This is a genomic window from Labrys sp. 22185 (assembly GCF_052045555.1).
GTDB classification, from domain to species: domain Bacteria; phylum Pseudomonadota; class Alphaproteobacteria; order Rhizobiales; family Labraceae; genus Labrys; species Labrys neptuniae.
Window position 1 is genome coordinate 324361 of record NZ_JBQEPH010000003.1, and the last position, 14913, is coordinate 339273.

The window sequence follows — 14913 nt, forward strand, 5'->3', positions numbered from 1 at the left end:
CAAGGATGCTTTCGTGACGCCTGGCACGCATTGCGAATTTCCCCGTCCTGCCGCTGGTGCTTGCTTCTTTTTTGCAATTTCTATTTCATTTTTACTATGATTGCAACAATTATTGCAAAGCCGACGCGACCGTCAAGGGTTATTGAAATGATAATTGACTAAAATTATTTTTATCAATAATCATTGCAAAAATCGCACCGGCAGGTGCAGGGAGAGGAAGCCATGACAGCCAGGCAATCTCGGATGGAGGCCTATCCCAGGGCCGATCGTCGACTGAGGCTTGGCTTCGTCGGCGGCGGGCGCGGTGGCCAAGTCGGCGCTTGGCACGCCGCCGGCGCTCGTCTCTCCAACCGGTGGGACATCGTCGCAGGAGCGCTCTCAGCCGATCCGGCCACGGCCCGGGCATCGGGCCGGGACTGGTTCCTGGCCGACGACCGCATCTACGACGATTATCGCACCATGGCGCAGCATGAAGCAGCCCGCCCTGATGGCATCGATGCAGTTTCGATCTGTACGCCCAACCACACCCACTACGACATCGCCCGTGCCTTCCTCGAGGCGGGCGTCAACGTCATCTGCGACAAGCCCCTGACGACGAGCCTGGACGAAGCCAAGGCCCTGATGACCCTCGAGAGGGATACGGGATTGGTCTTCGGCGTGACTTATGCCTTCGCGTTTCACGCCATGGTACGGCAGGCGCGGCACATGATCCTCGCAGGCCGGATCGGGCGGGTCCGCCAGGTTCATGTCGAGTATTTCCAGGAATGGTCCTGCCTGGAAGAAAAGCCGGCTGGCGGAGAGCTGCCCTGGCGCCAGGATCCGGCAAGGGTCGGCAGAGCGTCGGCGATCAGCGACATCGGCACGCACGCCTTTCATCTGGCGAGCTATGTCACGGCCGAACCGATCGTCGAACTGAGAGCGGATCTGCATGTGTGCGGCCCCGCGCGCGGCCTGGAGGACACGGCCTTCATCAATATCCGCCTTGCCGGCGGCGCCCCCGGCACGCTCCTGGTCACGCAGGTCGCGCCCGGCAATTATTGCGCGCTGCGCTTGCGGGTCTATGGCGAGCGCGGCGGCATCGAATGGGACCAGGAGAAGCCCGAATATCTGCGGGTCAGCTCCCTCGGGCAACCGGACGAGGTAATCGTCCGCGGCAAGGAAGGGGCGATGCTGCCTGGTGTCGGGAAAATGTCCACGCTGCCGAGCGGGCATGGCGAGGCGCTCAGCAATGCCTGGGCCAATCTCTACACCGAATTTGCGGTGGCGATCGAGGCGAGAGCCGCCAAGCGTTCACTGCCGGCGGGCATGCTCGAATTTCCCACCGTGCAGGATGGTGCCCGCGGCGTGGGCTTCATCCACGCCGCCGTGGAATCGCATGAAAAAGGTGGTGTCTGGACGCCGTGCCGGCTGGCCTAAAGCATCGTGCCGAAAAGGGGACGCCGGTTTTCGGCAAAAGCGATGCGACAGCAATAACCTGCAGTACCGGACTCGATTCCGAAATCGGGTCCGGTGCTGCAGGGCCACGATGGAATCGGGAGGATGGAATGAGTGTCAGGTTGGGGATTGTCGGCGTTGGCGTGATGGGTGCCGATCATGCCCGCACGATCGCATCGCAGGTGGCGGGAGCCAGCATCCGCGGCATCTACGATGCCAATGCCGAGCGCGCCAAGCAGATTGCCGACGAGGTGGGTGCCACCGGAGTCGCCAGCGACCCCCTTCATCTCATCGGCGATCCCCAGGTCGATGCCGTGCTGATCGCCTCGCCGGACAGTACCCACAAGGAGTTGACCCTCGCCTGCATCGGGGCCCGCAAGCCGGTGCTGTGCGAAAAGCCCCTGGCCTCGACCTCGCAGGAATGCCTCGAACTGATCGATGCCGAGATAGCGGCAGGCGTGCGTCTGGTCCAGGTGGGCTATATGCGCCGGTTCGATCCCGCCTATGTCGCGATGAAGGAGCAACTCCTGGCGGGCAGGCTCGGCAAGCCTCTGCTGTTTCATTGCGTTCATCGCAATGTCGCAGCGCCACCGTGGTTCGATGGCGGCATGGCCATTGCCAATTCGGCCGTGCATGAATTCGACATCGTGCGTTGGATGCTCGCCGGCGACCTGACCGCCATTTCGGTATTCCGGCCCGGCAATCGTTCCGCCCAATCGCCCGGCGCACCCGTCTTTCTGGTGCTGGACGGCGCCGGCGGCACTTTGGCGACCATCGAGGTCTTCAACGATGCCGCCTATGGCTACGACGTCAGGGGCGAACTCGTGTGCGAGAAGGGCACGATCGAGCTGCAGCGGCCGGTGCATGCGCTCGTCAATCACGCTTTGTCACAGGGTGCGAGCTATCCGCTGGACTGGCGCCCGCGCTTCCAGGATGCCTATCGCCTGCAGGCGCAGGGGTGGATCGACGGCATCAGGGACGGCAAGCCCACCGGTGCGAGTGCCTGGGACGGATATGCCGCCACCCTCGTGGCCGAGGCGGGGCTGCGGTCGCTCGCCTCCGGGCATCGTGAGGATATTCCCGCCACATCCGTACCCAGGCTCTATGGCTGATACACCAGCGCCGTCATTGCAAGCGAAGCAATCGGAGGGCAGTGGGCTCCATGCCTTCAAGCCCCCGGATCGCTTTGCTCGCAATGACGGGCCAGCCTTTATGTTCCCTGGCATGAGACCTTTGCAGGCACGCGATCAATAGGCCGATTTCACCGCCGGGGATGCCGTGGCCGGTTTGCCGTTGAGCTCGCGAAAGCGGGAGACGCTGGCCTGCGCGGCAGCGGCGAGCAACCTGGAATCGCCCGACACCGTGGTCATGTCGAAGCCCCAGGCGATGGCACGCGTGGCATAGTCGGGCGTGCCGCAATGCAGGGCGGCGATCTTGCCCGATTTCTTGCATGCCGCGACGATCGCCTGCAGCGCCTCGATCATCTCCGGCTCCTCGCGGTCGAAGCCCGGCGCGAGACGTCCCTGATGCAGGCTGAAGGTGAGATCTGCCGGCCCGACATAGATGCCATCCAATCCGGGTGTAGCAGCGATGGCCTCCAGATTGGCCATGGCCTCGGCGGTTTCGACCATGGCGAAACCGAGGATCTCGTCATTGGCCTCGGCCGCATAATTGGCGCCGGCCGAGAAGTTGGCTCGTGTTGGCCCGAAACTGCGCTGGCCGTGGGGCGGATAGCGCATGTAGCTGACGAACTCGGCCGCCTGTTCGGCCGTGTTCACCATCGGGCAGATGATGCCATAGGCGCCGGCGTCCAGCGCCTTCATGATGATGCCGGGTTCGAGCCAGGGCACGCGCGCCATCGGCACGACGCCGGATGCGCGCATGGCCTGCAGCATCGGCAGCAGCATGGAATAGTCGAGAGCCCCGTGCTGCACGTCCACCGTAAGGCTGTCATAGCCTTGCGCCGCCATGATTTCCGCAGTGAACGGGTTGCCGATCGAGAGCCATCCGTTGATGGTGGCCCGTCCCTCGGCCCAACTCTGCTTCAGCTTGTTCCTGATCAAGGCCGCCTCCTCAAAATACGATCTGGGCCAGCTTGGTATCGAGATAATCCGCAATGCCCTCAGTGCCTCCCTCCCGGCCCATTCCCGAATATCGGGTGCCGCCGAAGGGAGCCTCGGCAGCGGCCAGGGCGAAGCTGTTGATACCGACCATGCCCGCCTTCAGCTCGGCGACGGTCCGCCTGGCGCGCGCAGGGCTGCGCGTGAAGGCATAGGCGGACAATCCCATGTCGCTGGCATTGGCCCGAGCAATGACCTCGTCATCGGTGGCAAACGAGGCTATGGCGGCGATCGGCCCGAAATTCTCCTCGGCGAACACGCGCATGCCGTCCTCGACCTCGGTAAGCACCGTCGGCTCGAAGAAAAAGCCGGCGTTGAAGGAAGGAGGCGCGCGCCCACCGCAAACCAGCCTGGCGCCGGCCTTCTCGGCCTCGGCGACGATAGCCTCGATCTCGCCACGACGCCTTGCACTGATGAGCGGCCCCATCTGCGTCTCGCCATCGAGACCGTCGCCAAGCCTGAGGGCACTCGCCCTGGCCACGAAGCCCCGCACAAAGGCATCATGCAGGCTTTCATGGACGAAGAAGCGATCGGGAGTCACGCAGACCTGGCCGGCATTGGCGTATTTGGTCGGCACCGAGGTGTTGAGGGCCAGTTCGAGGTCGGCATCCTCATAGATGATCAGGGGTGCGTTGCCGCCGAGTTCCATCGAGACCTTCTTCACCGTTTCGGCGGCATCCCTGATCATCTGCTGCCCGACGCGCGTCGAGCCCGTCAGCGAGACCTTGCGCACCGCCGAGGAGACCATGATCGGACCATAGGTCGTGGCGGTCGGGCCGACGACAAGGCTCACCACGCCGGCGGGGATACCCGCCGCCCGGGTGCAGTCGACCATGAGCATGGCCGTCCCCGGCGTCTGGCTGGAAGGCCTGACGATGATCGAACAGCCAGCGGCAAGCGCCGGTGCGGCCTTGCGCGCGACCAGGGCCGCCGGGAAGTTCCAGGCCGTGAAGGCAGCAGCGATGCCGACAGGCTCGTGCAGAACCTCGAAGCGTCCGCCAGGGACCCGACTCTCGATGATGCGGCCATAGATGCGGCGCGCCTCTTCGGCGTACCAGCGGAACTGGTCGGTGGCGAGGCCCCATTCACGCTCGGCCTGCCCGATGGGCTTTCCGGTTTCGCTCGAGATCATGCGAACGGCATCGTCCTTGCGGCGGAGCATCTCATCGGCGATCCGATGCAGGGCATCTGCGCGCTCGAATGCCGTCTTCGATCGCCACAGCGCAAAACCCTTGGCGGCGCTGTCCAGGGCCTCTTCCGTATCGGCGAGGGTCGCCAGCGGGACTTCACCCAGCGCGCGCTCGTGCACGGGGCTGATGACTGGAGAGCTGCCCTTGTCGGAGGCTTGGCGCCATTGGCCGTCGATGAAAAGGCCGAAATCCTGATACATGTTCACCCGACCTCGCTGGCGTTTACCGGCCGTCCTTCGCGGATCGACCGGCCGGCCGCTTCGGCCAGGACCAGGGCCGCACGGCCATCGGCAAAGCCGACCTCCGGCGTCGTGCCGTTTTCGACCGCCTCGACGAATGCGCCGATCTCGGCGTTGAAGGCCTCCGCATAGCGTTCGATGAAGAAATTGAGGTAAGGCGCCCCGCGGGATGTGAACTCCGCGGCAAAACGCACGCAGTCATGCGTCCTGCGGTTTTCCGAGATGGCCATGCCCCTGTTGCCGAACACCTCGACGCGTTGGTCGTAGCCATAGACAGCCTGCCTGGAATTCAAGATCACGCACTGCTTCCCCGACGGCGTGGTCAGAACCACCGAGACGGTATCCCAGTCCTCGCAGCGGGCCATCAGAGCTGGATTGACCAGCCGGCTTCCGACCGCGCTCACCGTTTGCGGTTCCTCGCCCAGCAGGAAGCGGGCCATGTCGAAATCGTGGATCGTCATGTCGCGGAAAATACCGCCCGACACCTCCATATAGGCGGCCGGCGCCATTCCCGGGTCGCGGGAGGTGATGACGATCTGGTGTACGTCGCCGATATCGCCATTCGCGATGGCAGCCTTGGTCGCCCTGTGCGTGGGGTCGAAACGCCTGACGAAGCCGAGCATGATGGGCAGAGACGTCTTGCCGATCGTACTGGCACAGCGATCGACCCTTTCCAGGCTCAGGTCGATCGGCTTCTCGCACAACACCGGCTTGCCGGCCGCCACGGCCTTTTCGATATAGTCGGCATGCGTGCTGGTGGAACTGGCGATGAGCACGGCGTCGACTTCCCTGGAGGCGAAGACCTCCTCATCGGTCGCGAAGACGGGCGTCGCCTCTCGGGCTCCGACCTCGGCGGCAGCTTCTCTCGAAACGTCGAAGACACCGGCGAGCCGGGTCCGGGGATGAGCCCCGATGTTGGCAGCATGCATCCGTCCGATACGCCCGCATCCCAATACGGCAATCCTGAGCACGGAAATCCTCCCTGATTTTTTGCAATGATCATTGCAAAAAATACATATTGTCAACAAGCAATGCGGATTATTTTGTGGCACGCCCGTGTCGGCATCGGGACCGTGCATCGGGGATAGCCCAATATTGGCAATCAGCATCTGCTGTTGATTGCAGCCGCTAAGAGAGCCGTCGGCGATCGCCAGCGACACGGCGAAAGGCGCCACTTCCCAGGCGACAACAATTGTGATCATATTTGATCAGGGCGCGGAACGACCTGCCAATTCAGAAACTGGGATGAAAAAAGCGACGTTGGCGGACATTGCGCGCGAGGCGGGGGTCGGAACCGCGACGGTCGAGCGCGTCCTGAACTCACGCGGCAATGTCACGCCCGCCACCATCGAGAAAGTCGTGCAGGCCATGCGCCAGCTCGGCAGCACCCGGGCCCTGCCGCAGAAATATAGCGGCGTCCTGCGTATCGAGGTCCTGATGGTGCGTCGTGAGACGCCCTTCTTCACCCGGCTGAACGAGGCCTTCATCCGCATCTCGGAATCGCTCGATCCGAGCATCCTGCTCCACCGCACCTTCGTGGACGAGAACGTTCCTGCCAGCGTGGCCCGGCGGATTGCGGAGCCCGGCTTTCGCCGCGTTGGGCTGATCATCGTCGCCCCCGACCATCCCGAGGTCAGGGCCAGGCTCGCCCAGGAGCGCGAAAAGGGCGTCGCCATCGTCCAGATCGTGTCCCGGATCGACGGGTCCCACGATGCCTTCGTCGGCATCGACAATTATGCGGCGGGCCGAACGGCCGCCATGCTGATGGCGAGGATGCTAAGAGGCGCGTCCGGACACCTGGCTGCGCTTTGCCACAGTGGCGTCTACGAAGTGCACCGGGAGCGTATCCGCGGTTTCTCGGACTATCTTGCCGAGCAGGCGGGAGATGGCTTGGTGTTCTCCGAAACGCTGTTTGGGCTCGACCAGGACCAGCGATCGGCCGAGATTCTCGATACGGCGCTGAAGCGCGATCCTGAGATCGTCGGCCTCTACAATGCGGGTGGCGCCAATGCAGGCGTGGCCTCCGTCCTGGAACGGCGCAAATCCGGCCACCCCCTTATGTGGGTCGGCCATGAGCTGACGGATGAATCCCGGCTTTGGCTGCGATCGGGCTTGATGGATATCGTCCTGGATCAGGCACCGGAGACACAGGCCCGGCGCGCCATCGATACGGTTCTGAGAAAGATCGGCTTCATTGCGGCCGAGGTCAGTACCGAGCCCGTGCGGTTCTATACGATCACCGCCGAGAATCTCTAGGTGACCACCTCATAGCTTCGCACCCAGATTCGGATTGAAGCGAGTTGGACAGAGGCGAGGAAGTTGTCGTCGCGCTTGCCGTAGCGGGCTGCGACAGCCCTGAAGTGTTGCGTTTATTGAAGAAGCGCTCGACGGCATTGCGCTGGCCATGGCGCCATTGAAAAAGGCCGGTCACGCAAGGTGCCGGCCCGTTTTCGTTTGGTCTATAGGCGCAAAGCGCAGCCGACCCTACAGGCACACCCTCACATCGATGCCATCCGTCTCGGCCTGGTAAGTCTTGAGATTGACGCAAGGCGGCATGCGCAGCGCCTCGCCGGTTCGATAGTCGAAGGCGCCCGAATGCTTCGGACATTCGATCTCGTAGTCCATGACCAGGCCATCGGCCAGATGAATGGCCTCATGGGTGCAGAGCCCGTCGGTGCAGAAGACCTCGTCACTCGGCGAGCGATAGATCGCGTAGGTCCTGCCGCCATGGTCGAAGCGAATGACGCCCTCGGCTTCGATGTCGGCCAGCTTGCAGGCAGTGATCCAGTCGGCCATCTCTATGCTCCTGCCCGGTCGGTTTCATTGGATTTCTTGGCCTCGGCCTTCGCATTGAGGCGGGCCTTCTTCTTTTCGTAGCGGGCCTGCATCTGTTTCTCCCCCTCCTTGCTGCCGTCGTGGAACGTGCCGAACCATTTGTCGAAGGGGATCAGCCCGTCGCCATAGTTCACCTCGAAATATTTGTGGTGGAGGTAGTGGATATAGGCGTGGCTATCGACGGCGGTGTCCTCGCCCAGTTCCACCTTGTCGAAGCCGACATGGCCGGGAATGGCACCAAATCCGGCGAAATGCAGCTGGTAGAGCGCCATGATCGGGTTGGATGGGATGATCAGGTGCCAGAACATGGTGCCGAGATAGAAGAACTGCTCGACGGGATGCATCGAGAGGGACGACCACGGCGAGGGATTCACCGAATTGTGGTGGACGGAGTGCACCCATTTGTAGAGCGGTCCCCAATGGATCGCCCGATGCAGCAGGAAGAAATGGGTCTCGTGAATGATCGGCACCAGGAGCGCGAGCACGAACAGATAGACCGGGTTCTGCGCGAAGGCGAGCCACGGTACCCAGCCATTGGCGAAGGCCATGAGCACGAACACCTCGATACCCGTCCAGATCGGCAGCCCGGTTCCGAAGGTGCGCAGCATGTTGTCGACATTCTGGCGCTCGAAGAAGAAGGCTTTCGAACGCTGCTCGGCCGGAAATTTCCCGTTATATTTGAAGCGGTTGCCCTGAGAACGCAGAATATAGAGCTTCAGTTCGAAGGCGCCGAAGAACAGGAAGACGGCGATGGCGTTGGCGGCGAAGAGCTTCAACACCCAGCCCCAGGCCAAGGCCTTCATCACCTCGGGCTCCGGCAGGACAAAATACCACCAGGCAACGGCCGAGAGCGCGAACAGGACGTTGTAGGGAAGAAAATAGTGCGGAAGCCACTTCAGGAACTTCAGCGGCTGCGGCGGGAATGTGAAGACGGGCGCCGTTGAGGCCGGCTCGTTCGGAGCCCAGTCGCCGCGCTTGTTGCGCGCGCCATAGGAAAGGTCGTCCATGACGGCCTCCTTTCAGAGCTTGTTGGAAAGGGTCAGGAAACGTTCGAAGGCGTCGTCGTCCATGTCGACCTGGTGCACGACCTGCGGATAGGCGCCATTCTCGACATCAGCTGCGAAGGCCTGGAACGCGGTCACGCGCTTTTGCTGCAGCTCCGCCTCGAGGGCAGCGAAATCGGCATATTTCTTGGCGTGACGGGGGTAATGCCCTCTATTCGTCCCCAGCACATCGGATGAAAACAGATATTGCGTGTCGCAGGCCGATCCGCATCCCATGCCCATCGTGATCATCGGGGTCGAGCGCGTGATGAAGTCGGCGAGGCGCACGGGGACCACTTCGACCTCGATGAAAGCCGCTCCTGCATTCTCGATATCCTTGACGGCGCGCATCACCTGGACCGCCTCTTCGGCCTTCTTTCCGATGGCGCGAAAATTCGTCCAGGTCGCTCGATTTGGCACGAGGCCGACATGGCCGGTGACCGGGATGCCTTCGCGCGCCATGGCTTCGATGAAAAACGGAGAATGCGAACAATAGATGGAATCGGCGCCGCGGCGAAGGATCTCGAAGCCGAGCCGGATGGCTTCCTGGGGCGACGAGACAGAGCCATGCGGCATCCCCGCCGACAGGAAGGCACCAGGCGCGGCCTTGCGCAGGGCTTCGAGCTGATGATCGGGCTCGCAGGAGAGGATCACGATGCCGGCGGCTTGCGCGGCGGCAGCCTCGGCCGGGGTATCGACATGCAGCTGGAGCCACTTTCGCAAGCCTTTCTGGCTCCGCAGATCATAAACCGACGGCCGACGGTCCATCGCCTTTTCTCCCTTTTTCTTGCATCGATGATAGCCGGCGTGCCGGTGTCCGTCGCCGGATTACTTGATCAGAATTGATCAAGCGCTGGCGATCTGCCCGCTCGCAAGTCACCGCCTCGGCCCGGCTGGCTGACCGATGTGTTCACGCCGCGAGCAAGCTCTTGAGATTGACATTCGGTGCCGACAAGGCGGCCGCCGAGGGCCTGGTACGCCTGGCGATCAACATCTCCGCCAGGCGGATATCGCGGGCCACCGCATTGCCCGGCCCGATGCCGCTCGCCGCGACCAAGCGGCCCGTGCCATCCAGATGAAACTGCAGAACGGCATGCGGTCCGAGGTCTCGCCGCACAATCGAGCATCCCTGATCGACCAATCCGGCAACCTGGAGGCTGAGATCGTATTGATCCGACCAGAACCAGGGCACGGCGGAAATCATGTCATTGGCGCCGAGCATGTTGCGGGCCGCCAGCGCGCCATGATCCTGCGCGTTGCGCCAGGATTCCAGTCTCACCCGCCTGTTGTCGTAGACCGGCAGGGGGAACGAACAACAATCGCCGGCGGCGAAGATCGACGGGTCGCTGGTGCGAAGCTGGGCATCGACGGCTATCCCGTTTTCGATCGCCAGCCCGGCTGCCTCGGCAAGCTCCGTCGATGGCACCGCACCGACACCGGCCACCACGAGACCGGCGGCGATCTCCCGTCCGTTCGCCAAGCGCAGCACGGCCTGCCCTCCCCTGTCCTGCAAGGACAGGATGGGGATCCCGCACACCAGTTCGACGCCGGACGCAAGATGGCGCGCCTCCACCATACGGGCGATCTCTTCGGGCACGCCCCGGCTCAGGATGCGTTGCTGGACCTCGATCAGCGTTACGCCCGCGCCGCGCTGGATTGCACTGGCTGCAACCTCCAGCCCGATGAAACCGCCGCCGATGATGGCGATCCTGGCGCCAGGACGAAAATGGCTGCGCAGGCGCGCCACGTCCTCGAAACGACGCAATGTTACGCAGTGGCGATCGTCGCCGTCGCCGGGAAGGATTATGCGCCGCGCACTCGCACCTGTAGCGAGCAGGAGCCTGTGATAGGCAAGCGTCCGGCCATCGGACAGATGCACCCGCTTTGCCACGCGGTCGATGCCGTGCACCTTGATACCGGTCAGGCATGTGATTGCAGAAGCCTCGAAGCGAGCGGCGGTGGCGATGGTCTTCGGACCGGGCGCATCCTCGGTGGTCAGCGCGTCCTTGGACAAGGGCGGCCGTTCATAGGGAAGATGCGTCTCCTCGCCGATGAGTGTCACCGAGCCCGCAAAGCCAAGCTCGCGCAATGCAAAGGCAGCCCTGCTCCCGGCCTCGCCCGCACCGATTATGACCATATGCTTGCTCATGGTTTCCATTCCGTCTTCATCGGCGACGCAATGGCGTCTCCGTTCCGTCGCGAAATGTGCGAGAAAATTCATCGGATTGAACGAGGAGTCTTGATCAGATTTGATCACAGCCGGTCATCAGCGCTCCGTCGTCCGGGCTTCCGGCACGCCAGCGCATTGCAGCAGCAAAGGAGGTTTCGCATCCAGGCAGCCAGGCTGGACCGACGTGGCCAAGGCCGAATCCACTTGGCGACAGCCCCGATCGTCCCGCAGAAGGCCCATCGTGCCAAACGGCAACCCGCTGTTCCATAGGTCCATGCCCATGCTAAAAGCTTCCTCAAATGCGTAATTTCGGGAAGCTGTGAATTTGCATTGTCGTGTTCCCGACCGTTGGACTCTCCAGTCTCGATTGGCTGCTGCATGATCCTGCTGGTTGGCAACGGTCCCATCTCTCCTGACGCAGTGTCCCTTGCCGATCAGGCCAGCTTCGTTGTCCGCTTCAACGACTGCCGGTCCTATGCCGACCTGCCGGGCCCTACGCATGCCGTGGCCATCTGCAACACGGGTCGGCCTGGCTATGCGATGGCGACCTCCACCAAGTGGCGATCTCATTCGGCGATCCGCGAAGCCGGCGAATTATGGTGCGTACGCAACCCAGCCAAGTTTCTGGACCTGAGGGCTGCCATCCTCGATATGTGGCCCGACCTCACCGATTTTTGCGATGATCACACGTCGAGGTTCGCCACCTATTGCGCTGTCGTCGGCAAGGACTTTCTGGTTTTCGATCGCAAGCTCCACGACGAAGTCGATCGTGACCTCGCTGATCTTGCGGCTCCGCCCTATGTGGTACCAAGCAGCGGAATGCTGGCGCTCCACTATGTTCTCCAGCGTTTCGCACACCTTCCCATCATCCTCGTCGGCTTTACCCATCAGGGGTGGGAGTGGCACCCTTTTTCTGCCGAAAAGACCCTCGTGGATCGCTACATTCGGCTTGGTCGGGTAACGCGCCTTTAGGCCACCGCCGAGATGAAGCTTCATCCCGCGCCTGGCGATCAAGGGTATTTGCGTATCCCCAGCCGCCTCTTCGTCATGCCACGGCCGTCTGTCTGCCCATGATGAAGGCCGTCAGGCGAGGACAGACGAAATCGAGGAAGGCCCTGACGCGATAGGGCAGATGCGGGCCGCCCAGATAGAGGGCATGGATCTGTTCCTCGTCCCCCTCGACCGCCTCCGACAGCACCTCGACCAGGCGGCCCGCTGCGATATCGGCCCGGACATGGTATTCGCCGAGCCGCGCCAACCCGGCTCCCGCCACCGCCATCCGCCGGACGGTCTCGCCATTATTGGCAAGCAGAGGCCCGCCGACGACGCGATCGACGATGCGTCCCCCTTCCCTCAGCGGCCAGACCGGCGCGGCCCGCCGGAAATTGAAGCCGAGGCAATTGTGCCCGGCGAGGTCCTCCACGGTCCTTGGCTCCCCCCGACGCTCGATATAGCGCGGAGCAGCGACGATCTTGCGCCTGGCCACGCCGATGCGGCGTGCAATCATGGCGGAATCCTGCAGCGCGCCCACCCGGAAGGCGACATCGGTACGGTCGAGATAGAGATCGACGATCTCGTCGGAGAGGGAGACATCGACGACGATGTTGGGATGAGTCTCCCAGAACGCCGGCAGCAAGGGCTCCAGGCCCAGCACGCCGAAAGCGACCGAGGCGTTGACCCGGACGGTGCCGCCGGCACTGGCCGCGCCCTGGGACAGGCCGCGCTCGATCTCGTCCAGTTCCGCCAGCAAGGCGAGGCTCTTCTCATAGAAGATCTGGCCCTCGGCCGTCAGCGACAGCCGGCGCGTGGAGCGCTCGAGCAGGCGCACGCCCAGGCGCTCCTCGACGCGACCGATCAGCTTGCTGACCGTGGATGGCGTCATCAACAGCAACCGGGCAGCCTCGGAGAAGCTCCCGCTCTCCACCACGCGCAGGAAGACCTGCATTTCGCCGACGCGATTGTCCATGCGACGCCCAATCTGTGAACTGACTTCGCAGATAATGTGGAAAGTGAGCCGATTATCAAGCCGGATCCAAACAGATATCTAGCCATTCATGAAAAAGAATTCCGCATTGGAACTGATCCGCAAGCCGGATCACATGACCCTCGGCATCGAATTGCCGCTCGACAATGACTGGTCGCCCGCCGGCGAGGCCCGGCGAGCGGCGCAAGGGCGCCCGCGCGGCGTTCCCGATCTCAGCGCGCAGACCGATCTTGTCCGCAGGGCCGACGACCTCGGTTTCTCGGCGATCTGGATGCGCGACGTGCCTGTCTTCGACCAGGTGAACATGGGCGATGCTGGCTCGGTCTACGATGTCTTCACCCTGCTCGGTTTTCTCGCCGGCGTGACCCGCAGGGTGGCCCTCGGTACCGCCGCGGTCGTCCTGCCGATCCGCCATCCCCTGATGACGGCCAAGGCGGCGGCCTCGGTGGACGCCCTCTCCGGCGGCCGCCTGATCCTCGGCGTGGCCTCGGGCGACCGGCCGGTCGAATATCCACTGCTCGGCCTTGATTTCGAGGCCCGCGGCGAAGCCTTCCGGGAGGCGGTCACCTATCTGCGTGCGGCCTGGCAGCCCGGCGGCCTGCCGGTGAATGGCGAGCGTGCGCCGGCGCTGGACCTGCTGCCGAGGCCGGTGCAGCCGACGATTCCCCTGGTGGTGGCCGGCCAGGCCCGGCAGGACGACGCCTGGCTCGCCGCTCATATGGACGGTCGCTTCGTCTATCCGGGCAGCCTCGACAAGACCGCCCGGCAGGCGCGCGGCTGGACCGATGCGACGGCCGGGCACGGCGCTTTCATCAGCGCTTTCCACCTCGATCTGCTCGACCAGGCCGACGCACCGGCAACGCCGATCCGCTTCGGCGCCCGTGTCGGCCGCAAGGGCCTTGTCGCGCATTTCCGCGCTTTGGCGGCGGCGGGTGTCGATCACGTCGCCATCAATCTACGGCAGTCGGCCCGCCCGCCTGCCGAAGTTCTCGATGAACTCGCATCGGATGTCATGCCGATGCTGACCAGGAAACCCGCGGCGCTGGCCGCCTGACGATCCCAGGAGACGAAAATGCAGACCATCAGTGTCCAAGGCGCTGTGATCCCCACCCTCGGTTTCGGCGTGTTCCGCATGTCGGATGCCGAAGTGGAGCGCGTCGTTCCCGCTGCCCTCGAAGCCGGCTTCCGCCATTTCGATACAGCCCAGATCTATCAGAACGAGGCCGCGCTCGGCCGCACCCTCCAGGCCGCCGGCGCCCGCCGCGAGGAGCTGTTCCTGACCACCAAGGTCTGGGTCGACAACTACAGCCGGGCCAGGTTCGCGGCCTCGGTCGATGAAAGCCTCGACAGGCTGAAGGTCGACCAGATCGACCTCCTGCTGCTGCATTGGCCGGGTGACAAGGTCGCCATCGCCGATCAGGTCGAAATGCTGAACGCCGTCCAGGCCGCCGGCAAGACCCGCTTCATCGGCGTGAGCAACCAGAATATCGCCCAGATGAAGGAGACGGTAGCACTGAGCCAGGCGCCCATCGTCACCAACCAGGTCGAACTTCACCCCTATCTCGACCAACGCGCCCTCGCCGCGGCCGCCAAGTCCATGGGCCTTGTCGTCAGCGCCTATTACGGCATGGCCGACGGTGCTGTGCCCCGCGATCCGCTGCTCCAGCGCATCGGCGCGAAATACGGCAAGAGCGCCGCGCAGGTCGCGCTACGCTGGCTGGTCCAGCAGGGCTTCGTGGCACTGTCCAAGACCGCCAGGCCCGAGCGCGTAGCCGAGAATGTCGCGATCTTCGACTTCGTCCTGAGTGAGGACGACATGGCGGTGATCGGCGCGCTCGCCCGTGCGGATGGACGCCTCGTCAACCCTCCGGGTCTCGCCCCGGCCTGGGACGCCTGAG

Annotated in this window: 14 protein-coding genes; 6 read left to right on the forward strand and 8 right to left on the reverse strand. The window is 63.5% G+C overall.

Going from position 1 to position 14913, the window contains the following annotated elements:
• The first annotated feature begins 222 nt into the window (after positions 1–222).
• Together ACTJKX_RS08940 and ACTJKX_RS08945 are read left to right on the forward strand one after the other, a co-directional pair.
• Positions 223–1416 (forward strand): Gfo/Idh/MocA family protein, encoded by a 1194-nt coding sequence (locus ACTJKX_RS08940; protein WP_440725042.1) that lies wholly within the window; start codon positions 223–225, stop codon positions 1414–1416.
• 128 nt (positions 1417–1544) lie between these two features.
• Positions 1545–2546, forward strand: coding sequence for a Gfo/Idh/MocA family protein (locus tag ACTJKX_RS08945; RefSeq protein WP_440725043.1), 1002 nt, complete (start codon positions 1545–1547; stop codon positions 2544–2546).
• A gap of 135 nt (positions 2547–2681) precedes the next feature.
• Here ACTJKX_RS08945 and ACTJKX_RS08950 read toward each other — a convergent pair whose 3' ends face one another.
• Genes ACTJKX_RS08950 through iolG form a run of 3 tightly spaced genes read right to left on the reverse strand, consistent with a single transcriptional unit; the run spans position 2682 to position 5954 of the window.
• Positions 2682–3497, reverse strand: a complete 816-nt coding sequence (locus tag ACTJKX_RS08950; RefSeq protein WP_440725044.1) for an HpcH/HpaI aldolase family protein — start codon at positions 3495–3497, stop codon at positions 2682–2684.
• A gap of 10 nt (positions 3498–3507) precedes the next feature.
• Positions 3508–4944 (reverse strand): NAD-dependent succinate-semialdehyde dehydrogenase, encoded by a 1437-nt coding sequence (locus ACTJKX_RS08955; protein WP_440725162.1) that lies wholly within the window; start codon positions 4942–4944, stop codon positions 3508–3510.
• A 2-nt stretch (positions 4945–4946) separates the two neighbouring features.
• Positions 4947–5954: an inositol 2-dehydrogenase gene (gene iolG, locus ACTJKX_RS08960; RefSeq protein WP_440725045.1), complete on the reverse strand. Its 1008-nt coding sequence runs from the start codon at positions 5952–5954 to the stop codon at positions 4947–4949.
• Positions 5955–6228: 274 nt separating this feature from the next.
• On the opposite strand from iolG, the gene ACTJKX_RS08965 reads away from it, so the two are divergent.
• Positions 6229–7239, forward strand: coding sequence for a LacI family DNA-binding transcriptional regulator (locus ACTJKX_RS08965; protein ID WP_440725046.1), 1011 nt, complete (start codon positions 6229–6231; stop codon positions 7237–7239).
• A 228-nt stretch (positions 7240–7467) separates the two neighbouring features.
• On the opposite strand, the gene ACTJKX_RS08970 is transcribed toward ACTJKX_RS08965, so the two are convergent.
• The 4 genes from ACTJKX_RS08970 to ACTJKX_RS08985 all read right to left on the reverse strand — a co-directional run bounded on the left by ACTJKX_RS08970 (position 7468) and on the right by ACTJKX_RS08985 (position 11019).
• A complete protein-coding gene (locus tag ACTJKX_RS08970; RefSeq protein WP_394311519.1) occupies positions 7468–7779 on the reverse strand; it encodes a MocE family 2Fe-2S type ferredoxin in 312 nt (103 codons plus the stop codon).
• A 2-nt stretch (positions 7780–7781) separates the two neighbouring features.
• Positions 7782–8825 carry a sterol desaturase family protein gene (locus ACTJKX_RS08975; RefSeq protein ID WP_440725047.1) on the reverse strand — a complete coding sequence of 348 codons (1044 nt, stop codon included), beginning with the start codon at positions 8823–8825 and terminating at the stop codon, positions 7782–7784.
• A 12-nt stretch (positions 8826–8837) separates the two neighbouring features.
• Positions 8838–9584 (reverse strand): 3-methyl-2-oxobutanoate hydroxymethyltransferase, encoded by a 747-nt coding sequence (locus ACTJKX_RS08980; protein ID WP_440725048.1) that lies wholly within the window; start codon positions 9582–9584, stop codon positions 8838–8840.
• 187 nt (positions 9585–9771) lie between these two features.
• Positions 9772–11019 carry an NAD(P)/FAD-dependent oxidoreductase gene (locus tag ACTJKX_RS08985; RefSeq protein WP_440725049.1) on the reverse strand — a complete coding sequence of 416 codons (1248 nt, stop codon included), beginning with the start codon at positions 11017–11019 and terminating at the stop codon, positions 9772–9774.
• A gap of 390 nt (positions 11020–11409) precedes the next feature.
• On the opposite strand from ACTJKX_RS08985, the gene ACTJKX_RS08990 reads away from it, so the two are divergent.
• Positions 11410–12003: a Urease operon accessory protein gene (locus ACTJKX_RS08990; protein WP_440725050.1), complete on the forward strand. Its 594-nt coding sequence runs from the start codon at positions 11410–11412 to the stop codon at positions 12001–12003.
• Between the two features lie 73 nt (positions 12004–12076).
• Here the strand turns inward: ACTJKX_RS08990 and ACTJKX_RS08995 are convergent, their stop codons facing one another.
• On the reverse strand, positions 12077–12997 hold the full coding sequence (locus ACTJKX_RS08995) for a LysR family transcriptional regulator (RefSeq protein WP_440725051.1): 921 nt from the start codon (positions 12995–12997) through the stop codon (positions 12077–12079).
• 88 nt (positions 12998–13085) lie between these two features.
• Here ACTJKX_RS08995 and ACTJKX_RS09000 point away from each other — a divergent pair, with 88 nt between their 5' ends.
• Positions 13086–14069 (forward strand): TIGR03571 family LLM class oxidoreductase, encoded by a 984-nt coding sequence (locus tag ACTJKX_RS09000; protein ID WP_394311525.1) that lies wholly within the window; start codon positions 13086–13088, stop codon positions 14067–14069.
• An 18-nt stretch (positions 14070–14087) separates the two neighbouring features.
• Positions 14088–14912, forward strand: a complete 825-nt coding sequence (locus ACTJKX_RS09005) for an aldo/keto reductase (protein ID WP_440725052.1) — start codon at positions 14088–14090, stop codon at positions 14910–14912.
• Position 14913: the final 1 nt, after the last annotated feature.